This window comes from Micromonospora sp. NBC_01655 (assembly GCF_026339755.1).
Classification (GTDB): Bacteria; Actinomycetota; Actinomycetes; order Mycobacteriales; family Micromonosporaceae; genus Micromonospora.
Genome location: NZ_JAPEQF010000001.1, coordinates 3,690,434 through 3,714,121 on the forward strand (window position 1 = coordinate 3,690,434; position 23,688 = coordinate 3,714,121).

The 23,688-nt window shown below is 73.3% G+C and carries 19 protein-coding genes; 5 read left to right on the forward strand and 14 right to left on the reverse strand.

Annotated elements, in window-relative coordinates; genetic code table 11:
• Both OOK41_RS17030 and OOK41_RS17035 read left to right on the forward strand, forming a co-directional pair.
• On the forward strand, nucleotides 1-1,113 hold the full coding sequence (locus OOK41_RS17030) for an AAA family ATPase (protein ID WP_266265911.1): 1,113 nt from the start codon (nucleotides 1-3) through the stop codon (nucleotides 1,111-1,113).
• Nucleotides 1,114-1,154: 41 nt separating this feature from the next.
• A complete protein-coding gene (locus tag OOK41_RS17035; RefSeq protein WP_266267847.1) occupies nucleotides 1,155-4,043 on the forward strand; it encodes a DUF5682 family protein in 2,889 nt (962 codons plus the stop codon).
• 276 nt (nucleotides 4,044-4,319) lie between these two features.
• Here OOK41_RS17035 and OOK41_RS17040 read toward each other — a convergent pair whose 3' ends face one another.
• Entirely contained in the window at nucleotides 4,320-4,901 is a 582-nt protein-coding gene (locus OOK41_RS17040) for a hypothetical protein (RefSeq protein WP_266265912.1), read from the reverse strand.
• Nucleotides 4,902-5,216: 315 nt separating this feature from the next.
• Here OOK41_RS17040 and OOK41_RS17045 point away from each other — a divergent pair, with 315 nt between their 5' ends.
• Nucleotides 5,217-6,944, forward strand: coding sequence for a M28 family peptidase (locus tag OOK41_RS17045; RefSeq protein ID WP_266265913.1), 1,728 nt, complete (start codon nucleotides 5,217-5,219; stop codon nucleotides 6,942-6,944).
• 84 nt (nucleotides 6,945-7,028) lie between these two features.
• Here OOK41_RS17045 and OOK41_RS17050 read toward each other — a convergent pair whose 3' ends face one another.
• Nucleotides 7,029-8,258, reverse strand: a complete 1,230-nt coding sequence (locus tag OOK41_RS17050; protein WP_266265914.1) for an MFS transporter — start codon at nucleotides 8,256-8,258, stop codon at nucleotides 7,029-7,031.
• A 200-nt stretch (nucleotides 8,259-8,458) separates the two neighbouring features.
• On the opposite strand from OOK41_RS17050, the gene OOK41_RS17055 reads away from it, so the two are divergent.
• Nucleotides 8,459-9,805: a hypothetical protein gene (locus OOK41_RS17055; RefSeq protein ID WP_266265915.1), complete on the forward strand. Its 1,347-nt coding sequence runs from the start codon at nucleotides 8,459-8,461 to the stop codon at nucleotides 9,803-9,805.
• Here the strand turns inward: OOK41_RS17055 and OOK41_RS17060 are convergent.
• From OOK41_RS17060 to OOK41_RS17100, 9 genes are all read right to left on the reverse strand, one after another.
• Complete coding sequence (locus OOK41_RS17060) at nucleotides 9,792-11,093, reverse strand: sulfite oxidase (protein ID WP_117669272.1); 1,302 nt, start codon at nucleotides 11,091-11,093, stop codon at nucleotides 9,792-9,794. The two genes, OOK41_RS17055 and OOK41_RS17060, sit on opposite strands and share 14 nt — an antisense overlap.
• A 117-nt stretch (nucleotides 11,094-11,210) precedes the next feature.
• Entirely contained in the window at nucleotides 11,211-11,867 is a 657-nt protein-coding gene (locus OOK41_RS17065) for a hypothetical protein (protein ID WP_117669271.1), read from the reverse strand.
• A complete protein-coding gene (locus OOK41_RS17070) occupies nucleotides 11,864-13,270 on the reverse strand; it encodes a selenium-binding family protein (protein ID WP_117669270.1) in 1,407 nt (468 codons plus the stop codon). Before OOK41_RS17070 ends, OOK41_RS17065 begins: the two co-directional genes overlap by 4 nt.
• Nucleotides 13,271-13,415: 145 nt before the next feature.
• The gene (locus OOK41_RS17075; protein ID WP_266265916.1) at nucleotides 13,416-13,931 is read right to left on the reverse strand and encodes an NUDIX domain-containing protein; all 516 of its coding nucleotides are present in this window, start codon (nucleotides 13,929-13,931) and stop codon (nucleotides 13,416-13,418) included.
• A gap of 98 nt (nucleotides 13,932-14,029) precedes the next feature.
• The gene (locus tag OOK41_RS17080) at nucleotides 14,030-14,872 is read right to left on the reverse strand and encodes a carbohydrate ABC transporter permease (protein ID WP_117669268.1); all 843 of its coding nucleotides are present in this window, start codon (nucleotides 14,870-14,872) and stop codon (nucleotides 14,030-14,032) included.
• Nucleotides 14,862-15,821, reverse strand: coding sequence for a carbohydrate ABC transporter permease (locus OOK41_RS17085; RefSeq protein ID WP_117669267.1), 960 nt, complete (start codon nucleotides 15,819-15,821; stop codon nucleotides 14,862-14,864). Before OOK41_RS17085 ends, OOK41_RS17080 begins: the two co-directional genes overlap by 11 nt.
• Nucleotides 15,818-17,101: a sugar ABC transporter substrate-binding protein gene (locus OOK41_RS17090; protein ID WP_266265917.1), complete on the reverse strand. Its 1,284-nt coding sequence runs from the start codon at nucleotides 17,099-17,101 to the stop codon at nucleotides 15,818-15,820. The genes OOK41_RS17085 and OOK41_RS17090 overlap by 4 nt, the downstream gene beginning before the upstream one ends.
• A 25-nt stretch (nucleotides 17,102-17,126) precedes the next feature.
• Nucleotides 17,127-18,725 (reverse strand): FAD-dependent oxidoreductase, encoded by a 1,599-nt coding sequence (locus tag OOK41_RS17095; RefSeq protein WP_117669265.1) that lies wholly within the window; start codon nucleotides 18,723-18,725, stop codon nucleotides 17,127-17,129.
• 38 nt (nucleotides 18,726-18,763) lie between these two features.
• A complete protein-coding gene (locus tag OOK41_RS17100) occupies nucleotides 18,764-19,813 on the reverse strand; it encodes a LacI family DNA-binding transcriptional regulator (protein WP_266265918.1) in 1,050 nt (349 codons plus the stop codon).
• Between the two features lie 500 nt (nucleotides 19,814-20,313).
• Here OOK41_RS17100 and OOK41_RS17105 point away from each other — a divergent pair, with 500 nt between their 5' ends.
• On the forward strand, nucleotides 20,314-21,672 hold the full coding sequence (locus tag OOK41_RS17105; RefSeq protein WP_266265919.1) for a hypothetical protein: 1,359 nt from the start codon (nucleotides 20,314-20,316) through the stop codon (nucleotides 21,670-21,672).
• Between the two features lie 145 nt (nucleotides 21,673-21,817).
• Here OOK41_RS17105 and OOK41_RS17110 read toward each other — a convergent pair whose 3' ends face one another.
• From OOK41_RS17110 to OOK41_RS17120, 3 genes are read right to left on the reverse strand one after another with little or no spacing between them, the layout of a single operon-like run.
• A complete protein-coding gene (locus OOK41_RS17110) occupies nucleotides 21,818-22,369 on the reverse strand; it encodes an NADAR family protein (RefSeq protein ID WP_117669263.1) in 552 nt (183 codons plus the stop codon).
• A 56-nt stretch (nucleotides 22,370-22,425) separates the two neighbouring features.
• Entirely contained in the window at nucleotides 22,426-23,067 is a 642-nt protein-coding gene (locus OOK41_RS17115; RefSeq protein WP_266265920.1) for an SRPBCC family protein, read from the reverse strand.
• Nucleotides 23,064-23,426 carry a helix-turn-helix transcriptional regulator gene (locus tag OOK41_RS17120; protein WP_117669261.1) on the reverse strand — a complete coding sequence of 121 codons (363 nt, stop codon included), beginning with the start codon at nucleotides 23,424-23,426 and terminating at the stop codon, nucleotides 23,064-23,066. Before OOK41_RS17120 ends, OOK41_RS17115 begins: the two co-directional genes overlap by 4 nt.
• Nucleotides 23,427-23,688: the final 262 nt, after the last annotated feature.

Genomic DNA, 23,688 nt, shown 5'->3' on the forward strand with positions numbered 1-23,688 from the left:
ATGTCCGAGATGTTGCGCGCCCCCGCCGAGGTCAAGTTCGCCGAGGAGCTGGCCTGGCTGGAGTCGGTCGACACCGACCCCAAGCCCTTCTCCTGGCGGCTGAGCCCCCGCATGGTGCGGCTGTTCGTGCTCGGCTCCGAGCGGGCCGACGGGCTCGACCGGGAGGTCGCCCAGAAGTGGTTCGGCGACCGCAGCTTCGTCGAGCGGGCCATCGTCACCCTCGCCTCCGACCGGGGCCTGCTGCTGATCGGCGACCCGGGCACCGGCAAGAGCTGGCTGGCCGAGCTGCTCGCCGCCGCGATCTGCGGCAACTCCACCCTGGTCGTCCAGGGCACCGCCGGCACCACCGAGGACCACATCAAGTACTCGTGGAACGTCTCCATGGTGATCGCCAAGGGGCAGTCCCGGGAGTCGATGATCCCCTCGCCGATCATGAACGCGATGGAGCAGGGGGTGATCGGCCGGTTCGAGGAGTTGACCCGCTCCACCAGCGACGTGCAGGACGCCCTGATCTCCATCCTGTCGGAGAAGTACGTCTCCATCCCCGAGCTGGACGACGACAACATCGTCTTCGCCCGGCCCGGCTTCTCCATCATCGCCACCGCCAACAGCCGGGACCGGGGCGTCAACGACCTCTCCTCGGCGCTCAAGCGGCGGTTCAACTTCGTCCGCATCCCGGTGGTGACCAACAAGCGCAGCGAGGCGGAGATCGTCCGGTTCCGCACCGAGGAGCTGCTGCGCCGGCACCGCATCGAGCTGGACGTCCCGCCCACCCTGCTGGACATCCTGTTGCAGAGCTTCGCCGACCTGCGGGCCGCCGCCGCGTCGGCGACCAGCGACGACGAGAAGCTGGAGTCGGCGCTGTCCACCGCCGAGCAGATCGGCGTGCTGGAGGACGCGATCCTGCACAGCCAGTTCTTCGGCGACCGCACCCTGCGCGCCGAGACCCTCGCCGGCTCGCTGGTCGGCTCGCTGGCCCGGCGCAGCCCGGAGGACCTGGCCATCCTCAACAAGTACCTGCACGGCGTCGTGGAGCCCCGGGCCAAGAAGGACGGCGGTTCCTGGGAGGGCTTCCTCGACGGTGGCCGCCAGGCGATCGCCAACCTGTCGTGACCGGCCCGACGACCGCGCCGCCCGGGGGGACCCCGGCACCCGTGCCGGCGGCCCGACCGGCCGGCCCGACCCCCGGCGCCGCGTCCGGCGCGTTCCGGGGGCTGCGCGACCAGCTCACCGACGCCGCCGAGGCATTCGCCGGCAGCCCGGGGGCGCTCGCCGACATCCTCACCGGGATGATCGACGACGTCGACCGGGCGCTCGGCGAGCGGCTGGAGATCTTCCCGGTCTGCCACCACTCGCCGGCCTCCGCGCTGGCGATGGTGCGCCGGCTGCGCGCGAAGCGGCCGAAGGTCATCTACCTGGAGCTGTGCGAGGACCTGCAACCCCTGCTGGGGGAGCTGCGCAACTGCCGGCTGCCGGTGGCGGTGCAGGCGTTCGCCTCGAAGCTCGACGGGTTCCCGGCCGAGTGGGCGCCGTTGAGCGTCGTCGCGCCGATCACCGAGGCGTCGGCGGAGTACCAGGCCATCGCGTACGCGCTGGAGACCCCCGGCGTGGAGCTGGTCCTGGTGGATCGCTCGGTCGACCACGTGTTCCAGTGGTCGCCCCGCGATCCGGCCGAGGGCCGGGGCGAGGCGGGCGGCCCCGCCGACGGAACGCCGGAGGAGGCGGCGGCGACCCACGAGGAGGAGGCGGCGCTGCACGGCGACGCCGTCGGTGTGGAGATCGGCGACCTGCGGCCCCGCTTCGCCGAGCTGGAGGCGTACCTGCTGCACCACGGCAAGGTGCGGCACTGGTCGGAGTGGTGGGACCAGTACGTCGAGCAGCCCCTGGTCGGCGCCGACCACGAGACGTACCGCCAGGTGATGGTGCTGATCGGCAGCCTGTTCCGGCGGCTGCGCCCGGCCGACGCCGAGCGGCTCGACCGCGACGAGGAGCGCGAGCGCTACATGTGGACCCGGATGCGGGAGCACCTCGCCGCCTCCGGCGCCGACCCGGCCGACTGCCTGTACGTCTGCGGCGCGTTCCACGCCGCCAGCCCCGTCGCGCAGTTCGGCACCGGCCCCGACGTCGCGGCTTACGAGATCAGCCCGCGCACCGCCACCCGCTGGCTGTACGGGCTGATCCCGTCCAGCCACTCGGCGATCGAGGCGCAGTTCGGGCTGGCCCCCGGCTCGGTGTCCATCGCCGCCGCCACCTGGGCCAAGGCGGTGTCCCGCTCGGGAGCGGTCCCGTTCCGGCTCGCCGGCCAGCAGGGCGGCAAGCCGGCGAAGGGCAGGGCCCGCAAGGCCGCCGCCCCGGCCGCGGTAGCCGACGAGCCGGTGACCGACCGGCTGTCGGGCTTCCTGGCCCGCCCGCCGGTCCTCGACGACCTCGACGAGGCCGAGCTGCGCGGCTGGTGCGTGGACATCGTCCGGCTGGCCCGGCGCAACGGGTACCTGGCCAGCACCGCCGACGCGATCGCCGTGTTCGAGACGTCGATCCTGCTCGCCGGGCTGCGCAACCGGGCCCGCCCCACCCCGTACGACTTCGCCGACGCGGCGGTGACCTGCATCGAGAAGGACGTGGTGCCGGGCCGGCGGGACGTCCGTCGGCTCTGCGAGATCCTGCTCGGCGGCGACCGGATCGGCCAGGTCGGCTACGACGCCCTGCCGCCGCTGGCCCGCGACGTGCTCGACCGGCTCGCCCCGCTCGGGCTGGACCTGGACAAACGCACCATCCAGCGGGCCCTGCTGGACCTGCACGGCCAGCCGGCCGTGGCTCCCTGCTCGGACCTGCTGTGGCGGCTGCGCCACCTGCTACCCCGCGACGCGGTCCGCCCCATCATGGGCGAGCGGCGGCTGGGGGAGCGCTCGGCGCAGGAGAGCTGGGACCTGGCGCTCGGCCGCCACCAGCGCGCGCTGATCGAGCTGGGCTACGAGGGCGTCACCGTCGAGCAGGTCCTCGAGCAGCGGCTGCGCCGCCGGGCGTGGGGGCCGCAGGCCACCGCGGCGGTCGCGCTGGAGGCGGTCGAGGACGCGATCCTGCTGCTCGACGGCCGCCGGCTCGTCGACGAGCTGGGTGCCCGCGCCGTGGAGCTGCTCGCCGCCGAGCGGACCGTCGACGAGGCCCCCGAGGTGCTGCGCCGGATCCGTCGGCTGCTGGCTCACTACCGGGCCACCGAGCCGGACCTGCCGGCCTGGTGCGCGGCCTTCGTCACCACCGGGTACGCCCACTACTGCACCCTGCTGCCCACCGCGTTCGTCGACGCGGAGGCGGCGGTCCGGCAGGTGGCCGCCATGCTGGGCTTCCTGTTCAGCATGGAGAGCCTCGCGCTGGCGCTCGGCTGCGACCGGGCCCAGCTCGAACTGGCCGTGCGGCAGTCCCGGCCGGAGGCGCCGGCCCGGGTCGCGCTGCACTGGGCCGCCCAGCACCAGCTCGGGCTGCTGCCCCTGGCCGAGCTGCGGGCCCGCGCCGTGGAGCTGCTGGCCAACCCGCTGGTGGTGCCGGCGTTCCCGCAGTACCTCAGCGGGTTCGTGCAGGCCCTGGAGCCGGTGCCCGGACTGGCGCCGTTCGTGGTCGAGCTGATGTCCACGGCGTTCGCCCGGCTGCCCGACCCGGTGCTGCTGCCCTGGCTGCCGACGCTGATCACCACCCTGCGCGACCAGGCGGGCGAGCTGGTGCCGACGCTGGTCCGCGAGGCCGGCCGGACGTTCCCCGCCACCCTGCCCGCCCTGGACGCCTGGGTGCCGCCGTGGACGGCCCGACCGGCGGCGTCGCCCGCCACCGTGCCGGTGTCCGCCCCGGCCGGTCCGGTGGTCGACCTGCTCGTCGGCCATCCGGCCACCTGCGACGCCGTGGCCGACCTGCTCGGCTGCCCCGGCGGGTGGCGGATCGGCGAGCCGGCGACCGGGCCCGGTCCGGCGGTCGATCCGGAGGTGGCCGACCTGCTCACCGCGTATCCCGCCACCACGGCCGAGGTCGAGGCCCTGCTCGCCCCGGCCCACTGACCCGACCAACCCCGCCTCGCCTCGCCCATGATCGACTCCGTGTCACTGACATGGGGGTATCCGCGCCAGGGCAAGGCGCGATGTCGGTGACATGGAGTCGATCATGGACGGTCCGCCGGGGTGGGGGCGGTTCGGGGCGGGCTGGTCCGGGGTGGGGGCGGTTCGGGGCGGTGGCCCAGACCGCCGCGACCGCCTGACCGCCCCGACCCGCGCGCCGGGCCACCCGGCCGCCGCCACGCCCGCCCGCTCGGCGGCCGGCGGGCGCGGCGGTACGCGTCAGCCGAGCGGCTGGTCGGCTGTCTCGTCGTCCGGATCCGCGTCGTCCGAACCGTCGAAGACGGGTTCGCCGCAGGCCGGGCACTCGACGGTGTCGAGGTCGTCGAGGACCTCGGCGAGTTCGGGGTGACCCTTCAGCGCCGCGACGGCGGAGAGCAGGTACCGGGTGGTGGTCTCGTCGTGCCGCGCGCCGGCCAGCGTCTCGGCCAGCAGGGCCAGGGCCTCGGGCAGAGCGTGCCGGTAGGCGGTGGTGATGTCGTCGGGCAGACCGTCGGAGGTCTGCCCGTAGCCGCCTGAGCAGGTGGCGACCAGGCCGACGACGATGAGGTACTCGTCGCGTCCGGCCGCGGGGAGTTGGCGGGCGATGTCGACCAGGTGAGGGACGGCGGCGTAGGCGGCGGGCCAGGCGGTGCCCTCGGAACACAGGTACGGCCACAGGTCGCTGAACCGCCCCCGGTCCGTCGGGTCGGCCCGTAGCTGGCGCAGTTCGTCGGGGACGAACGGGGCGTCCGGCCCGCCCCGGCCCGCCGACCAGCCCCGGTGGTCGAGGTCCGGCCAGCGTGGATCATCGAGTGGCAGCATGGCCAGCAGCCTAGGCCCCGGTCGACGCCTCCGAGCGGGGTGGGCGGGCTGGCCCGGGACGCCGCCGTGGGCGGTCCGGCGCGGCGGCGGGCAGCTTCGACGTCGCGCCGCGATCGGGGGATCGGGGGATCGGCGCGGGAGTATGACCGGAATGGATATTGACCAGGGGATAGACGCATGTCAGTGTTTGCTTCCCTGGAACGAACGTCGCGGCGTCCCCTCAGGACGCCGCCGGACCCCGCCGCCCACCCCCGCGCGCGGGGGCCCGGTCACGCCCAGGTGCACGAAACCCCCGACCTGCACCGAGGAGCATCCATGAGACGCACCACGTTGACCGCGGGCATCGCGCTCGCCGCCGCCGTCGCGCTGACGGCGTCGACGGCGACGCTGCCGGCCGCCGCCGCCCCCGCCCCGGCGCTCGCCGCGCTGGCCGCCCCGGACATCTCCGTGACCAACGTCCAGGCCCACCTGTCCCAGCTCCAGAGCATCGCCACCAGCAACGGCGGGCACCGCCGGGCCGGCTCGGCCGGCTACACGGCCTCGGTCAGCTACGTCAAGAGCAAGCTCCAGGCCGCCGGTTACACGGTCACCGAGCAGAACTGCACCGGCTGCACCTACCCGGGCAACAACGTCATCGCCGAGTGGCCGGGCGGCCCGGCCGACCAGGTGATCATGTTCGGCGCCCACCTGGACGGCGTCTCCGCCGGCCCCGGCATCAACGACAACGGCTCCGGCTCCTCGGTCCTGCTGGAGAACGCCCTCGTGCTGGCCCAGCAGAACCCGACCATGACCAAGCGGGTCCGGTTCGCCTGGTGGAACGGCGAGGAGCAGGGCCTACAGGGCTCCAAGTTCTACGTCAACTCGCTCAGCGCCGCCCAGAAGGGCTACATCAAGGGGTACTACAACTTCGACATGGTCGCCTCCACCAACGGCGGCTACTTCATCAACCGGGTCACCTCCACCACCGCCGCGCCACTGAAGGCGTACTGGGACTCGCTGGGCCTGGCGCCGGAGGAGAACGTCGAGGGCCAGGGCCGCTCCGACGACTACTCGTTCCAGCAGGCCGGCATCCCCACCTCCGGGTACGCGATGGGGGCCAGCGCCCGCAAGACCAGCGCGCAGGCCAGCAAGTGGGGCGGCACCGCCAACGCCTCGTACGACCCCTGCTACCACGCGTCCTGTGACACCACCAGCAACATCAACGCCACCGGGCTGAACCGCAGCGCCGACGGCGTCGCGTACGCCATCTGGGACCAGGCGGTCGGCACCGGCACCCCGACCAACAACTTCTCCGTCGCGGTGAGCCCGACCTCCGGCAGCATCGCCCAGGGCGCGTCCACCACCGCCACCGTCTCCACCGCCACCACCTCCGGTAGCGCCCAGACCGTCGCCCTGTCGGCCTCCGGCGCGCCCAGCGGGGTGACCGTGTCGTTCAGCCCGGCGTCGGTGACCTCTGGCGGCTCGTCCACGATGACCGTCGCGGCCTCCTCGACGGCGGCCACCGGCACGTACACCATCACGGTCACCGGCACCGGCTCGGTCGCCCGCACCACCACGTACACCCTCACCGTGACCGGCACCGGCGGCTGCGCCGGCGGCCAGGTGGTCGGCAACTCCGGCTTCGAGAGCGGCGCGACCGTCTGGACCTCGTCCTCCGGGGTGATCACCACCGACCAGGGCCAGCCCGCCCGCTCCGGCTCCTACAAGGCGTGGCTCAACGGGTACGGCAGCAGCCACACCGACTCGCTGTCCCAGTCGCTGACCGTCCCGGCCGGCTGCGCCACGTACACCCTGTCGTTCTGGCTGCACGTCGACACCGCCGAGACCACCTCGTCCACGGCGTACGACAAGCTCACCGTCCAGGTGGGCAGCACCACCCTGGCGACGTACTCGAACCTCACCGCCGCCACCGGGTACGTGCAGCGCACCTTCAACGCCGCCGCGTACGCCGGCCAGACGGTCACCCTGAAGTTCACCGGTGTCGAGGACGCCTCACTACAGACCAGCTTCGTCATCGACGACGTCACCCTCACCGCGAGCTGAGCGGAACGGAAGGGGACCCCGGCCAGCGCCCGCGGCGCTCCGGGGTTCCCTTCCCGCCGGCCCACGTCGCCCGGCCGGCCAGGCTCAGGAGGGCTCGACCGCCCGCTCCGGGGTCACCTGTGCCGGGGCCACCGGTGCCCGGGTGGCCCCGTCCGGGGTGACTCCGCCCGGGAACAGCCGCTCGGCGAGCACGATCGCCAGCGACACGAAGGTCAGCACCGCGCCGACCAGGAACGTGCCCCGGGCGTCCACCGTGGACAGCGCGAGGCCGCCGATCAGCGCGCCGCCCGCGATACCCACGTTGAACGCCGCCGAGTTCGCCGCGAAGCCCAGCTCGGTCCGCCCCGGCGCGACCTGGAGGATGCGCGCCTGGGTGGCCATGAACACCGGGGCCGCCGAGGCGCCGAGCAGGGCGAGCAGGCCGACCACGGCGCCCTTGACGTCGGCGAACAGGTACAGCCCGGTCAGCGCGACCGCCTGCAACCCCACCGCCAGCACGAGCGAGCCGTGCGGGAACCGGTCGAGGAGCTGGCCCACCCCGCTCACCCCGGCGATGCCGGCCAGGCCGAAGACGAACAGCAGCACGCTCACCGTCTCCGGGGCGAAGCCGGTCACGGTGGTGAGGAACCGCTCCACGTAGGTGAACCCGGCGAACATGCCGGTCACCGAGATGGCGGTGGTGGCCAACACGATGGCGAACCGGCCGGTGTGCGGGGCGGAGCCGTACGCGCCGTGGCTGTCCTCCGGTCGGCTCGTCGGCAGCAGCACCGCGATCACCACCAGCGCGGCCAGTCCCAGGGCGGTCAGCGCCAGGAACGGCGCGCGCCAACCGCCCTGCTGGCCCAGCCAGGTGCCGGCCGGCACGCCGAGCACGGTGGCCAGCGAGCCGCCCACCGACGTAACCGCGATCACCCGACCCCGCACGGCGGGGGAGAACAGTCCCACCGCCACCGGAGCCAGCACCGCCCAGAACAGCGCCTGGGCCAGCGCCGTGGCCACCCGGGCGGTGAGCAGGACCCGGTACGAGTCGGCCAGGACCGACACCAGGGTCGCCGCCACCATGACGGCCAGCACGCCGCTGAGCACGTACCGCCGGGGCCAGCCGCGGGTCAGGTGCGCGATCGGCAGCGAGATCACGGCCACGGTGAGGCCGTACCAGGTGACGAGGTAGCCGACCGAGGACAGGGACACGTCGAGGTCGGAGGAGATCAGCGAGAGCAGGCCGATCGGCAGGTTCTCGGTGGTGTTGAAGGTGAACGCGGACAGCGCGAGGGCCAGCAGCACGAGCACGCGCCGCCAGGTGCTGGAGGTCATTCGTCAGCCGTTCCTTCCGGGGCGTCCGGGCGCCCTGAGCGGGGGTCGGTCATCGACAGGGCGGCCGGCGACCGTCGCCTGCGACGCGGGTTCGACACGCCGGTGACGGGGGGCATCGGAATGTCGCGGACAGTAGGCTCCCCGTGGCTGCCGACCGTCGCGGGCGGTCCGGAGCCGGAGCCAGCTCTCCGGGAGGGGCCGTGGAGAAAGCCGTCCGCCAACGCCGATCACCCGACCAGCCCCCGCCGGTCGATCCCGACCCGGCCGAGACCTCGCCGGCCGACGGCGTCGAGGCGTCGACCCTGCCCGAGCTGGAGGACCGGGCGTGGATGCACCACGCGAACGACTTCGCCCACACCAGCTTCTGGGCGGTGGCCCGTCGGCTGCCCCGGCTGGTCCGGGAGGCGATCGCCCTGGCCTGGGCGACCAGCCGCCGGGACACCGCCGCTTCCATCGGGCTGAACGTCGCCGCCGGGGCGATGACCACCCTCGGCCTGCTGGCCACCACCGGCGTGCTGCGCGAACTGTTCGCGGCCGGCCCCACGCCGGACCGGATCCGGGGGGCCCTGCCGGCCCTGGCGCTGACCGCCGCCGCCGTGATGGCCAAGGGTGGGCTCACCATCGCCGCCGGTTGGGCGCAGGCCCGGCTGACCCCGCAGATCAACTACCAGGTCGAGCTGCGGCTGTTCAAGGCCACCACGGCCGTCGACCTGGCCGCCTTCGACGACGCCGGGTTCGCCGAGGAGATGGACCGGGCCCGGGAGCGCGGGGTGACCGAGGCGGCCTGGATCGTCGACCACACCGTCGACCTGATCACCGGCGTGGTCGGGGTGCTGGCCACCGCGGCGGCGGTCACCGTGATCCAGCCGCTGCTGCTGCCCTGCCTGCTGCTCGCCGCGGTGCCCGAGGCGGCGACCGCGGTGAAGATCGCCCGCCGGCAGTACCTGGAGATGCTGGCCAGGATCAACCGGCGCCGCCGAATGTCGATGCTGGCCAACCTGATGGCCAACCGGCACACCGCCGCCGAGGTCCGGGCGTACCAGATGGGGGACTTCCTGCTCGGCGAATACCGGCGGATGATGGCCACCGAGACGCGCGCCCACCTGCGCCTGGTCCGCACCCAGACCCGGACCCGGGTGCTCGGCACGTCCGCTGCGGGCCTGGCCGCCTTCGGCGTGTACGCCGTCCTCGCCGGCCTGCTCCTGACCGGCATGGTGGCGCTCGCCGCCGCCGCGACCGCGCTGATCGCCCTCCAGTCCGCGCGCTCCAGCCTCGGCGTGGCCGTGTTCGCCACCAACTCGCTCTACGAGGACGCCCTCTACTACCAGGACTACCGGGACTTCCTGGACCGGGCCCGCAGTCGGACCGGCCCCCGCGGCGACCGCCCGACCGACGGCTTCGAGGCCATCGAACTGGACGCGGTCAGCCTGCGCTACCCGGACACCGACAGCCCCGCGTTCGTCCCCGGCCTCGGCGTCGCGTCGGCGCCCGCCACCTGGCACCTCGCCGCCGCCGGTCACGTCGCCGGCCGGGTCATCGGACCGTGACCGGGTGCCGGACGACGCCGTCGAAGAGGTACCCGAGGTCGTTGTGCCGGGCCCGCTCCGGCTGGCCGGCCCCGGTGACGTCGGTGGCCCGTGCCCGCAGCGTCGCCGGCCCCGGCCCCGCCGGCCGCCAGCGCGCCGTCCACCGCTGCCACGGACCGCCCACGTCCCCGGCGACCAGTTCGGCCGGCCGCCAGCCGTCGTCGCCGGTGTGCACCAGCACCGACCGGATCGGGCCCCGGCCCGACCAGGACCGGCCGCGCAGCAGCACCTCCGCGCCGGCCGGGACCCGGGCGTCCCAGGGCAGTTCGAAGGCGCTCTTCACCGACTGCGCGTCCAACTCCCCGCCGCCGTCCGGGTGGCCGGGGCCGAACATCCGGTAGAGCTGGGTGTTCCACGGCGAGAACAGCGGGGCGGCCGACACCTCCACCGGGCCGACCCACTTGACCGAGGAGACGCCGATCCAGCCCGGCACCACCACCCGCACCGGGAAGCCGTGGTCCGGCGGCAGCGGCTCGCCGTTCATCTCGTACGCCAGCAGCACGTCGTCGAGGGCCTTGCCGACCGGCAGCGGCCGGCGGACCCGGCCCAGGTTCACCCCGCCGGTGACGTACTCCGGGTCCAGTCCCTCCGGCATCACGTCGACCGCCGCGCCGGTCAGCCCGGCCCGCCGCAGCACGGTGGACAGCCGCACGCCCCGCCAGTGCGCCACCCCGACGCCGCCCAGGCCCCACGCCACCCCGGGGGAGGGCCGGTCCTGCTGCCCGGCGAAGAACCGGCGGGCGTTGCCGGCGCACTCGACCAGCGCGGTGACCCGTTCGGCGGGCAGCCGGCGCAGGTCGTCGTAGCCGAACTCGACCGGCCGGTCCCGGGTGGGCGCGCCGCGCAGGCCGTCGCCGAACAGGCTCAGCCGCCACGTGTCGGGGTCGATCAGCGGAGTGCTGGTGTGGTTGCGGACGAAGAACCGGTCGGTGGGCACGACGTACCCCTGCCCGGCCATCGCCTCCCAGCGCATCTCGGCGTTGGTGTCGTGCCGGGTGAACAGCCGGTCCGGCAGCGGCTTGACCACGCCCGGCCCGGCGCCGTCCCGCCCGGGGTCGGCGCCGACCGGGTCGGCCGCGACCGCGACCGGCTCGCGTTCGTCCGCCGCGGCGGCCAGGGCGGTCATCGCCGCGCCCAGCTCCAGCAGGCGGGGGCGGGACACGCCCGCGCCCCGGGCCCGGCCGGCCAGCCACTGCCGGGCCCGTCGGGCGTCGTGGTCGGCTTCGTCGTACGACAGGGGGTGCGGCATCGGGAGGTCCCTCCGGTTCGGCGACGCAAACTCCTATTCAAACAGTAGGAGTTTCCGTCGGGGCAGCGCCGCGCGGCGGGAACCGCCGGCCCCTTCGGCCGAGCCGACCGGCGCCGCTCAGGTCACCGCGGCCACGACGGTGATCACCCCCGCGACCACCAGCACGCCGGCCCACAGCCGGTCCACGTTGAACCAGGCCCGCCGCAGCACCCCGACGCCGAGCACCTCGTACACCGCCACGGCGGCGGCCAGCGCCACGCCGAACATCGCCACCGTGTGCACCCCGGCGGCGGCCAGTCCGGGCAGCGCGCCGACCGGGGCGGCCGACAACTGCCCGGCGTGTCCACCGTGGCCGCCGTGCCCGCCGGCCGCGACCGGCTCGGCGAGCAGCACCGGCAGCAGCATCAGCCCGGCGCCGTGCGCCGACGACATCAGGAACGACCACCCGGCGAGCTGCGCGTTGGACGGCCGCATCCCGGCCCACCGGAAGTGCTGCCGCGAGAGTAGCTGCCACAGCCCGAACCCGACCAGCAGCAGCCCGCCGACCACCGCCACGGTGGTGCTCGCCACGACCGACCTGGTGGCGCTGACCAGCGCGGCCACCAGGCCCACCGAGGCGAGGTGGCCCAGCGCGATGGGCAGCAGCGACGTCACCAGCATCCGCCGGCTGCGTTCCTGAAGGCCCCGGCCCACCGCGAACAGCCAGCCCATGGCCGGGTTCAGCCCGTGGAACGCGCCGAGCCCGGCCAGCGCCAGCCAGGTCGCCCCGGTCACGGGAAGCAGTACGAGTCGGAGGAGGCGTCGCCGCCCTGCAACCTGGTCTGGTGCACCCGCAGCCCCCGGAACTCGTCCCCGCGCGGGAAGAACCGCGGGTCCGGGGTGAGCCCGCCGGCGTCCGGATCGACGTCCAGCTTGGCCAGCCAGGCGCCCACCCCGTCCGGGTAGAACTGGTCGTCCCACGAGCCGTAGAGCGAGTTGGACACGTACACCCGGCGGCCGTCGCGGCTGATCTCGACCATCTGCGGGCCGCCGGCGAGCGGCTCGTCGGGGAAGCCGGGGTGGGGGGTGCGCCGCACGATGCCGCCGAGACGCACCGACCCGGTCTGCACGGGGTGGAACGGGTCGCTGACGTCGTACTGGCGCAGCTCCCCGGTGCCCCAGCAGGAGACGTAGAGATGCTTGTCGTCGACCGACAGGTCGATGTCGGTGACCAGTGGCGGGACCGCCCCGAACGGCTTGAGCAGGTCCGGCAGGTCGGCCGGGTCGGCCGGCTCGGCCGGGATGTCGATCACCTTGGTCACCGCCCAGGCGTCGCCGTCGCGGTGCCACAGCCAGATCGAGGCGGACAGGTCCTCGACGCTGATCACCACGCCGACGAACCCGTACGTCTTCGTCGGGTCGTGCGCGGGGCGCAGCTCCAGCGGCATCTGGTACGCGTCGCCGAGGTCGACCCGCTGCACGTGCCGGCGCCTCGCCAGGTCCCAGAAGTGGATGGCGTGCCCGTACTTCCGCCCCAGCAGCAGCTCGCCGACGATGCCGTCCTCGATCATCGACGGGGTGCCCCACTCGCTGGTCACCAGCACGTCGTGGTTGTAGTGCCACCAGAAGTCGTACGCGAGGAACTGCGGCCCCCGGTCGGCCTCCCACGCCCGGCGGACGTCGAAGCTGGTGTGGTCGAGGATCGCGATGCCGCCGGGTCCCTCGGCGCCGTCGGCGCCGCCGAGGGCGGACAGGTAGATCCCGTCGGGGCCGCAGTGCACGGTGTGCGGCCGGGAGTAGCCGGCCCGCCGCGCCAGCTCCTCCGGGCCGATCACCTTGACCAGCCTCGGGGCGCGCGGGTCGGGCTGGGTGTCGTACACGTGCACCCGCGACGAGCGCAGCCCGGGCACGATCAAATAGCGCCGCTCGACGTGCGGGTGCGGCGCGGTCGGGCAGAGCGCGCTGCTGCACGCGTTCCACCCGAAGTGGTGCAGCTCGTCGCCGGTGTGCGGCAGGTCGGTCCAGCCCACCACCCGCCCGTACCCGGGGGAGGCGGGGTCGGTGTCGAGGACCGCGATGGCGTCGGGACGGGCCGCCGAGCGGTCGAACGCGGCCACGTAGGCCAGCTTCTCGGCGGGGGCCCGGGCGGCGTCGCGGGGCGAGGGATAGAAGGACGGGTCGGGTGTCCAGCGGCTCATGGCGGCTTCCTCCGGGGTCGGCGTGCCGGACCGGTCGCATCGACGCATCTCAGCGAGCGGAAACAGCCTACTGACCCGACGGGGCGCTGTGGTTAACGCATCGTGCCGAATTCCCTGCCCAGGGTTGCCCGGTGGGCGCGGTCTCTCAGGCGTCCCGGTGGGCGGCGAGGAAGTCGGCGAGCACCCGGGTGTGGGTGGAGAAGGCCAGCTCGGTGGGCTCGGTGAGCACCAGCCACTCGGTCGCCTCCTCGGTCGGCGCGGACGGCGGGAGGTGCCCGGCCGCCCGCTCGGGCAGCGTCCCGAAGACCATTATGGTGCCGCCGGCCGGGGCGCTGTGCACCGCGAACAGCTCCGCGTCCCCGGCCGACGCGACCAGCCCGGTCTCCTCCCGCAGCTCCCGGACCAGGGCCTCGCGCCACTCCTCGCCGTACTCGACGAAGCCGCCGGGGAGGGCGAGCAGCCCGCGCGCGGGCTCGATGTCCCGGCGCACCACGACCACGCCCAGGCCGGCGTCGGTGCGGACCGGCAGCACCGCGACCGCGACCGGCAGCGGGTTACGCCAGACGGTGTGCCCGCAGGGCGCGCAGACCCGGGGCCAGCCGGCCCCCGCCGGATAGGCGGCGCCGCAGTAGGAACAGTGGGAGTACGGTGCGCCGGTCATGCCGCTGCACGTTACCGCCCCGGACGCCCGGCCCCGACCGGGGTGGCCGCGCTGCCCGCAACCGGCACCGGCACCGACGGCGGCACGGGCCGGGGAGGTCATCCCTTCAGGCCGGTGTGCGCCAGGCCCTCGACGAACTGCTTCTGCGCGATCACGAACACCGCCAGCACCGGCAGGGCGGTCATCGACGCCGCCGCGAGCTGGACGTTCCACATCGGCCCGCCGTACGCGTCGACGAACTGGGTCAGCGCCTGCGGCAGGGTGAACTTCTCCGGCGAGGAGAGGAACACGATCGGTTCGAGGTAGAGGTTCCAGCTGTGCAGGAAGGTGAAGATGGCCACCGCGCCCAGCGCGGGGCGGGACAGCGGCAGGGCGATCTTCCAGAAGGTGGCGAACCGGCCCAGCCCGTCGACCCGGGCCGCCTCCTCCAACTCGCCGGGCAGGGCGATGAAGAACTGCCGCATGATGAACGTGGCCAGCACGCTCGGCGCCCCGAAGATCGGCACCAGGATCAGCGGCCAGTGGGTGTCGACCAGGCCCAGCTTGAAGAACATCTGGAACAGCGGCACGATCGTGACCTCGCTCGGGATGAGCAGGCCGGCGAGCACCACCAGGAACAGCACGTTCTGGCCCCGGAACCGGATCCGGGCGAAGGCGTACCCGGCCAGCGCCGCCACCGCGAGGGTGCCCACGGTGACCACCAGGGCGATGTAGACGCTGTTGAGATACTGCCGCCCGAACGGCTGCAACTCGAACACCCGCTGGTACGCCTCCAGCCGCGGGTCCGTCGGCCAGAGCTGCGGCGGGAAGGCGAAGATGTCCGCCACCGGCTTCAGCGACGAGGTGACCATCCACCAGGTGGGGAAGACGAACGGGATCGCCAGGACCATCAGCACCCCGTAGAGCACCAGCTTCGTCCTGGGCGACAGGTCACGACTCATGGAAGACCCATCTCTTGCGCATCTGCCACTGCAGCACGGTCAACGCGAGCACGATCGCGAACAGCACGATCGACAGGGTGGCGCCGTAGCCGAAGTGGTGGAACTGGAAGGCCTGCTGGTAGAGGTAGTAGACGAGCACCGTGGTCGAGGTGCCCGGGCCGCCCTGGGTGAGCACGGCGATCTGCGCGAACACCTGCAACGAGCCGACCACCGTGATGATCGAGGTGAGCAGGATCGTCGGGCTGATCAGCGGCACGGTGATCCGCCAGAACTGCCGCATCCGGCGGGCCCCGTCCACCTCGGCGGCCTCGTACAACTCGGCCGGCACGCCCTGGAGGGCGGCCAGGAACAGCACCATGTTCAGGCCGACGTTCTTGAACACCTGCACGACGACCACCGACAGCATCGCGGTGCCCTCGCCGCGCAGCCAGTTCGGCCCGGCCACGCCGATCGTGTCGAGCAGCCCGTTGATCCCGCCGTTGTCCTGGAGCAGGAAGCCCCACACGATCGTCCAGGCGACCAGGGAGACCACCACGGGGGAGAAGAACAGGGTACGGAACACGATGGTGCCGCGCAGCTTCTGGTTGAGCAGCACGGCCAGCAGCAGCGCCAGGGCGAGGTTGAACACCACCAGTCCGACCGAGAACAGCCCGGTGGCCCGCAGTACCCCACCCAGGTTGGTGTCCTCGGCGAGCTGCGCGTAGTTGTCCCCGCCGACGTAGTCGAACGTGCCGGCGAGCACGTTCCACTCGTGCAGGCTGTACCAGACCACCAGGACCAGCGGCAGGATCACGAACACGATGCTGCCGAGCAACTGCGGGGCGACGAACAGGTAGCCGGCGAGCTGGTCGCGCCGGTGGCTGGTCCACCACGGGCGGCGGGGCCGGCCCGGGGCGGGCCCGGTCTTGGCGACCGGGCCCGTCCTGGTGTCCGTCGGGGACCCGGTCACTTCGCCAGCAGCGGCTGGATCTTGGCGCACACGCCGTCCAGGACCGCCTTGACGTCGGCGTTCTGCTGCCACAGCGGGTCGAGCCCGGCCCGGACCTGCTGGCTCAGCTCGGCCTGCCCGGCGTGGCTCGGCTTGACCACGCCGCTGGTGATGCCGTCGATGACGACCTTCTGCAACTGCTCCGGCTTGAGCTTCGGGTTGGTCTTGCCCAGCGTCTCGGCGGTCAGCAGCGACTGTCGCGGCGGCGGGAAGAACTGGGCCAGCTTCGCCGAGTTGGCGGGACTGGTGAAGAAGGCCAGGAAGTCGGCCGCCTGGTCGGCGTGCGGGCTCTTCTTCATCACGCCGATGCCGGCCTGGCCGAGCACCGCGTAGTTGCCCTTCGGGCCGGCCGGCAGCGGCACCAGGTCCCAGCCGAAGCCGTCGTCCTTGAGCAGCGACGCCCGGGAGATCTGGGTGACCGTCATGGCCGCGTCACCGGCGAAGAAGTCCGCCGTGGTACCCGGGCCGGGCAGCGCCTTGTCGGTGAAGATCCCCTTGTGCAGGGCGGTCATCGCCGCGACCATCTCCGGGGAGTTGAAGCCGCAGGACTTGCCGTCCTCGCTCCACGCCTGCGCGCCCCAGCCGGTGAAGAAGGTGGACAGGTTGTCCCAGCCCTTGTAGTCGAAGTCCCGGATCACCAGGCCGGCCTTGCCGGACTTCGCGGCGGACGCCGCGGCGGTGGCCAGGGCGTTCTCCCAGTTCCACTGCCCGGCGGCGATCAGCTCGGCCGGCGTCTTCTGCCCGGCCTTCTTGACCATGTCGGTGTTGACGAACACGCCGAACGGCGAGTTGGAGAACGGGTAGGCGTACAGCTTGCCGCCGTCCTGCCAGAGCTTCGTGGTGGCGGGGGAGAGGTCGTCGTAGGCGTACCCCTCGGCCTTCTTCAGGGTCTCGTCCAGCGGCAGCAGCGCGCCCGAGGACACGAAGTCGGGGGCCGAGTTCTCGAACACCCAGGCCAGGTCGGGGGCGTTGCCACCGGCGATCTGGGTGGTCAGCGTGGTGGTGTAGTTCTCGAACGGCAGCGGGTCGAAGGTGATCGACTCCACGTCCGGGTGGGACTTCTTGTACTCGTCCGCGATCTCGTTGAACAGCTTCAGGTGCGCCTCGTTGGCGGACCAGACGGTCATCCGCAGCTTCGCCGGACCGCCGTCGCCGGCGTCGTCCCCGCCGCCGCAGGCCGTCAGGGCGAGCGCGCCGGCCAGCGCCAGGGCGACGCCACGTAGGGCCTTTCCTGCTCTCACAGTCTTCTCCTCACCGGGGGTGTGTTCAGTAGCCCGCGATCTGCGGCCAACGCAGTTCCACGCCGGCCGCCGTAAGGCGGTCCTGGAAGTCGGCCAGCAGACGGGGGGTGTCGCGGACCGCGCGCGGGGACTCGCCCCGCTCCAGACAGAAGTCGGCGAGCAGGCCGGCGACCTCGCCGACGTTCCACTCGACCGGGTGCAGCCGGTAGCTGCCGTTGGTGACGTGCGTGGTGCCGATGTTCTTGCCGGCCGGCAGCAGGTTCTCCACCCGCTGCGGGATCAGCGCGCCGAGCGGGATCTCGAAGGGGCAGGACCCGACGTCGATGTAGTTGTCGCCGCCGGTCGACGGGTGCAGGTCGATCCGGTACATGCCCACGCCGATCGAGTCGGGGTAGCTGACCGCGCCGTGCGCGCCGCGCACCGCCAGCGACAGGTCCTGCTCGACGACCGTGTACTCGGCCCGGATGCGCCGCGACTCGCGGATGTACGGGGCCTGGGCCAGGCCGTCGGCGCTGCCGGTGACGTCGCCGCGCAGCCGCAGCCCGGGGAAGCCGGTGCCGCCGTCGGGCCGGGGCGCCTCGGTCTGCATCCAGTACAACACCGAGTACGACAGCTCCCGGGCCTTCGACAGGTGCCAGGACGCGTTCGGCACGTCGATGACCGGGCCCTCGAAGTAGTCGATCATCGGCCAGTTCACCAGCGTGATGTCGCTGCCGTACGCCCCGTCGACGAAGTTGCGCCGGGCGGCGATCCGCCGGAACGTCCACAGGTTGCCGTCGCCGGGGTTGAGCCGCTGGTCGGCGTTGACCGCCAGCGGGTCGTCGTCCGGGTTCGGGGTGAAGCTGCGCTCGGTGATCTCCAGCGTGCGCGGGTGCGGGGAACGCCAGGACAGCAGCCGATCGCCCCAGAAGTCCGGCTTGTAGTCGCGCCAGAAGTCGTACCCGGCCGGGCGGTCGATGGTGTGGTCGCCGTCGACGTGGTCCAGGGCGAAGCAGACCGACACGGCCTGCATGTTCATCGGCTGCGCCTGGGCCGGGGCGCTGGGCTCGCCGGTCTCCTCCCGCGACTCGAAGCCGGTGACGTACTCGACGCCGGCCAGCGGCAGCAGCTCACCGGTCTCGGTGGCGTCCAGCACGTACGGGGCGGTCAGCTCGACCAGCTCGTCCGGGCGGTCGCGGTGCGCGACGGTCACCCCGGTCACCCGGTCGCCGTCGGAGGCCGCCGAGACCGGCCGGTACGGCTGGAGCACGGTCAGCCGCCCGGACCCCCGGTACGGCGCCAGCATCTGCTCCAGCACCGCCACCGCGACCCGGGGCTCGTGGCACAGCCGGCTGACCCAGCCGGCCCCCGGGTTCAGGTCGGTCCAGCCCCGGGACCGCTCGGTCAGCGGGAAGTGCCGCCGGTAGTAGTCCCGGATTCCGGTGCGCAGCGCCCGGTAGCTGGCGGTGACGCCGAACTGCTCGACCCAGGAGTGCTCGTCCGGGGGAACCGCCTGGCTGGTGAGCTGTCCGCCGAGCCAGTCGAACTCCTCGGTCAGGATGACGCTCCGGCCGGCCCGGAGAGCGGCCAGTGCCGCCGCCACCCCGCCCAGCCCGCCGCCGACGACGAGGACGTCCGCACGCATCGATACCACTTGCTTCCTTCCAGTTGCGCGATCGCCGCTCAGGAGCGGCCGACCGCCGGATCGGGGGCGCCGAGGGTGTCCCCCTCGACCAGTTCGCACGGCAGCAGGCGCTGCCCGACGCCGTCGGCGCTGCCGTCGATGACCGAGGTCAGCAGCTCGACGGACTGGCGTCCCATCTCCTCGCGGGGGATGAGGAAGCCGGTGAAGGTGAGCGCGGTGGGGACCGGAACGGTGGGGTCGCCGAGGGTGACCACGGACAGGTCGCCGGGCACCGTCAGCCCGCGTAGCCGGGCGGCCTGCGCCAGGGCGACCGCCGTGGCGAAGTCCTCCACGAACACCACGGTGGTCCGGTCGGCGCGCAGGTCGTCGAGGACGGCCCCGACGTCGCGGCTACCGGCGCCGGGCAGCTCCCGGGCGCTCTCCACCGCGCCGCTGTGCGCAACGAAGCCGCGTCGCCGGTCCTCGGACGACTCGGCGTTGGTGCCCATCGGCAGGTAGGCCAGGCGGCGGTGCCCGCGGCCGAGGGCCCGCTCGGTCAGGGCGCTCACCGCCGCGGCGTAGTCCGCGCCCACGTACGGCACCGGACCCCCGGCGTCGTCGCGCCGGCCGACCGCCACGTACGGGAAGCCGTCCCGGTTGAGCCGGTGCAGCTCGGCGGCGTCGATCTCCCGGCCGAGCAGGAGGCAGCCGTCGGCCAGCCGCAGCCGGTTGTCCTGGTGGAAGATCCGCCGCCGCCCGTCGACCACCGGGGCGCTGGTGAACAGCAGCAGGTCGCAGCCGACGCGCTCGGCGTACTCCTCGATGCCGAGCAGGAACGGGTGGAAGAAGTCCCGGCTGCCGCTGGGGAACGCCGGCTCGTAGGTGAACACGCCGATGATCCGGTTGAACCGGGCGGCCAGCCGCCGGGCCACCGGGTCGGCGGCGTAGCCGGTCTCCTCGATGGCCCGCAGAACGCGGCCCCGGGTCTCCGGCGCGATCCGCACGTCGGCGTCGGAGCGGTTGTTGAGCACCAGGGACACGGTGGCCTGACTGACGCCAGCCAGGCGGGCGATGTCACGCTGGGTGACGCGGCGCGGCGAAGAGGGCACGGGGGAGTCCTCCGGGGGGTGCTAATGCGTATTAGCGATCGGTGTTGGGGAGGACTCTGGCCTCTGCTCCCGGGGGATGTCAAGAGTTCCCGGAGATTTCCTCGCGATGAAGTCCCTGGACTAATGCGCATTAGCTTGCGGGGCCCGACGCGCCTCCGCCGCTCCCGGCCGTTTCGGACGGAGATCGAACCGCCCCCTTGACAGCGGGCTGGCCGGCCGGCGAACATCGGAGAAGCATAGATGCTAATACGTATTAGCAGACCTCGACGGGGTCGCATGCGGCCCCGTCGACCACCCCCTGTTCACCTTGCGTGACGTCGCTGGGCGGCGGGCCGGAGCGCCGGAGCGCACCCCGTGCCCGCCCGGCGGCGTCGCCGTCCCACCCCACCCGCACCGCGGCGCCGACCGCCCGAAGGATGCTCCACCACCTGAGGCAGGCCCCACCGCGGCGCGCCCACCGCCGACGAGAGTCCCACCACCGCAGAGATGAGGAAGACGACATGAGGCACCTGTCCGCGTCCCCGCAGCGCCGCGCCGCCGTCGCGCTGGCCGGCGTCGGCCTGCTGGTCGCCGCCACCGGCACCGCCCCCGCCGCCGCCAGCGGCCCGGAGGTCGACTTCCCGCGGTTCAGCTACGCGGGGACCGCGTTCGACAAGAGCCAGCTCTCCTACAACCCGACCAACGAGTTCATCTTCCCCAGCGTCATCCGGGCCGCCGACTACTTCGCCGACCCGCTGGGCGAGTACTACCTGTACTACGCCCCGCACGAGCGGCCCGGCGGCATCTCCCTGGCCTACTCCGACTCGATCGACGGCCCGTGGACCGAGTACGCGGCCAACCCGCTGGTCGGCAACACCTGGCTGCCGCACTACCCGACGGTCAGCCACGTCTCCTCACCGCACGCGGTGTGGGTCGAGGGCGAGGGCAAGCTCTTCCTCTACTTCCACGGCGAGAACTCGATCACCCGGTACGCGACCTCCACCGACGGCGTCCACTTCGACTACGGCGGCACCGCGATCAGCCGGAACAGCACCACCGGCGGGGAGACCTCCTACGCCCGGGTCTTCGAGCAGTCGGTGCCCCGGCTCGGCACCCGGTACCTGATGCTGTTCATGGACAACCCCACGGCCGCCCTGCCCGGCCCGACCGGCCCGGTGTCCCGGCGCATCCGCTGGGCGGTGTCGAACGACGCCCGGAACTGGGCGATCCAGCCGGAGCCCATGGTCACCCCGCAGGGCGATGAGGGGCCGAACGCCTCCGGTCCGTTCTTCCTGCGCTGGCAGGGCCGCAACCTGGTGGTCTTCCACGCCGCTGACGGCAACATGCACGCCGTCGACGTCGGCGAGAACTTCGACCGCGAGGTACATCTCGGCGTCGTGCACGACTCCCTGGCCGGGGCCCCGGACCTCGGCCGCTCGGCCGCGCCGACGTTCTACTTCGACGGAAGCACCGCGCACATGTACTACGAGGCCGGCGGCCGACTCACCGCGACGATCGGGCACGCCGTGGCCGCCCTGCCCGCGCCGGTGCCCACCAGGGAGCTGGACTGCGCGGTGGACCGGCCCGTGCTCTGGCCGCCGAACCACCAACTCGTCGACGTCGCCGTCACCGTCGACCTGCCCGACGGGGTGCTCGGCCCGCGCGCCTTCACCCTGGCCGAGGTCACCGGCGGTGACGCCGCCGACGTCGCCGGGTTCGTCACCGGCACCCCGGACACCGCCGGTCGGCTGCGCGCCGAACGCGCCGGCAACGGCGGGGACCGGGTCTACACCCTGCGGTACGCCGGCCACGACGAGATCGGTCGCCCGGTGGGCTGCTCCGTCACCGTCACCGTCCCGCACGACAAGCGCCCGGCCTGACCGTCCTCGTCCCCCGCCCGGCCTGACCGTCCTCGACCAGCGCCCGGCCTGACCGTCCTCGACCCGCGGGCGCGACCGGGGCGAGCGGTCGCCCCGGGGCCCGCCGGCCCGGCCCCCGTCCAGGGGCCGGGCCGGTCGCCGCCTGTCAGGCGCGCAGGGCCGCCCGGGCGTCCATCAGGGCGAAGCCGAGCAGGTTGTCGCCCCGCCAGCGGGCCGGATCCTCGACGGCGGGGTCATCGGCGGCCAGGCCGACGCCCCACACCCGGTCCACCGGGCTCGCCTCGACCAGCACCCGGTCGCCGGTGGCCAGCAGGAACGCGCGCAGGTCCGCGTGCTGGGCGAACTTGGCCACGCTGCCGGCCACCACGACGTCGTACCGGTGGGCCGCCCAGACGGCCTCGTCGAAGCCGCGCACCCGGCGGCCGAGGGCCTTGGCCCGCTGCGGGTGCCCGGCGGCGAGGACCTGCTCCGCCACCGCGTCGTCGCCGAAGTGGACGGCTTTGCGCCACATCATCCAGTGCTCGGCGGTGTCGAAGACCCGACCGTCCACCGTGAACGGCGCGGGCCACCACTGACTCAGGCAGCCCGGCCCGACGGAGCCGTCGCGCCGGGGCCGGTGGCCCCAGAAGGGGAGGTATCTCACCGGGGCGCCGGCGTCGTGCAGGGCCACCAGGTCGGCGACGGATCGAGGCGACATGGCCGACAGTCTGCCCCGTCACCCCGACGGCGCGCCGCCGGATTTCGGCCGGGCGGTCAGCCCGCCGGGGCGGTGTACGCCGCCGTGACGCGTTCCGCCGCCGCGGCGGCCTCGGCCGGGTCGGTGCCGGCCGCCACGTCGGCCTCGGCCCACAGCCGGCTGCTCGCCGCTATGAACTCCCGCCCCTCGGCCGACGCCGCCCACTGCGCGCCCTGTTCCGGTATGCCGGCGTCCTCGCCCCCGATGCGCAGGTACGTGGCCAGCCCGAGCAGCCCCATGTCCCAGCCGATGCCGGTCGCGCCGGGCCCGAAGTGGGCCCAGCTCACGTCGTCGACGTGCGCGACGTGCTCCAGAGTGAACCGGGTCCGGCCGCTGGTCTCCGGGGTGAGACGCACCTCGATCCAGCTCACCTCGCCGCCGTACTCCCAGGTGGCGGCGAAGCTCTCCGGCGGGTCGCAGCGCTGCACCACGCCTCCGGCGTTGCCCTCGAACTGGTAGCGGCCGTGCAGCCGCAGCTCGCCGCTGACCGGCAGGAACCAGCGCGGGATGCGCTCGGGGCTGGTGCAGGCGTCCCAGACGTCCTCGACCGGGGCGTCGTACGTCTGGCTGATGGTGAGCACCCGGGCCTTGCCGGCCGGCAGCACCCGGCTGCCCATCCGGCGCTGCACGGTGCTGATCTGGTGGGTCGCGTCGATCATCGTGGGATGTCCTCTCCGGGTTCCTCGGCGGCCAGCCGGCGTTCCCGGCGGCCCCGGGCCAGCTCCGTGGCCAAGGCGTGCAGCGGCGGCGTCCAGAACCGGCGGAAGTGGCCGAGCCAGTCGTCGACCTCGCGCAGCGGCTCCGGGTTGACCGCGTACAGCCGGCGGGCGCCCTGCGGTCGCACGGTGGCGAAGCCGCTGTCCCGCAGCACCTTCAGGTGCTGGGACACGGCCGGCTGGGAGATGCCGAACTCCGCCCGGATCACCTCGCAGACGGCCCCGGCGCTGCGCTCGCCCTCGGCGAGCAGCTCCAGGATCCGCCGGCGTACCGGCTCGCCGAGGACGTCGAAGGCATGCACCCGCCCTTTATATCAGACTCGGCTTATACGATGCGGGCGATCCAGCTACGCATCGACGCCTGGCTCAGCGATACATCTTTCCTCCCGGAGGGGGTGTCGCTGGCGGCGACGTGGGGGAGTTACGGCCGCCGCGATCACCTCGGCCGCCTCGCCCCGCCGCGTACTCGCCCCGCCGCGTGCCCGCCCCGTGATCGTCTGCTGATTTCGGAGACTCCGGCCGGCGTGTCGGCTCCGAAATCAGCAGACGATCACGGTTGCCCGA

What these genes read in the sequence shown, in the direction of transcription:
- OOK41_RS17075 (WP_266265916.1), bottom strand. Translation starts at nt 13,931, where the DNA reads ATGACCGGCGCACCGTACTCCCACTGTTCCTACTGCGGCGCCGCCTAT.
- OOK41_RS17080 (WP_117669268.1), bottom strand. Translation starts at nt 14,872, where the DNA reads ATGAGTCGTGACCTGTCGCCCAGGACGAAGCTGGTGCTCTACGGGGTG.
- OOK41_RS17030 (WP_266265911.1), top strand. Translation starts at nt 1, where the DNA reads ATGTCCGAGATGTTGCGCGCCCCCGCCGAGGTCAAGTTCGCCGAGGAG.
- OOK41_RS17060 (WP_117669272.1), bottom strand. Translation starts at nt 11,093, where the DNA reads ATGCCGCACCCCCTGTCGTACGACGAAGCCGACCACGACGCCCGACGG.
- OOK41_RS17105 (WP_266265919.1), top strand. Translation starts at nt 20,314, where the DNA reads ATGAGGCACCTGTCCGCGTCCCCGCAGCGCCGCGCCGCCGTCGCGCTG.
- OOK41_RS17095 (WP_117669265.1), bottom strand. Translation starts at nt 18,725, where the DNA reads ATGCGTGCGGACGTCCTCGTCGTCGGCGGCGGGCTGGGCGGGGTGGCG.
- OOK41_RS17040 (WP_266265912.1), bottom strand. Translation starts at nt 4,901, where the DNA reads ATGCTGCCACTCGATGATCCACGCTGGCCGGACCTCGACCACCGGGGC.
- OOK41_RS17050 (WP_266265914.1), bottom strand. Translation starts at nt 8,258, where the DNA reads ATGACCTCCAGCACCTGGCGGCGCGTGCTCGTGCTGCTGGCCCTCGCG.
- OOK41_RS17110 (WP_117669263.1), bottom strand. Translation starts at nt 22,369, where the DNA reads ATGTCGCCTCGATCCGTCGCCGACCTGGTGGCCCTGCACGACGCCGGC.
- OOK41_RS17115 (WP_266265920.1), bottom strand. Translation starts at nt 23,067, where the DNA reads ATGATCGACGCGACCCACCAGATCAGCACCGTGCAGCGCCGGATGGGC.
- OOK41_RS17045 (WP_266265913.1), top strand. Translation starts at nt 5,217, where the DNA reads ATGAGACGCACCACGTTGACCGCGGGCATCGCGCTCGCCGCCGCCGTC.
- OOK41_RS17070 (WP_117669270.1), bottom strand. Translation starts at nt 13,270, where the DNA reads ATGAGCCGCTGGACACCCGACCCGTCCTTCTATCCCTCGCCCCGCGAC.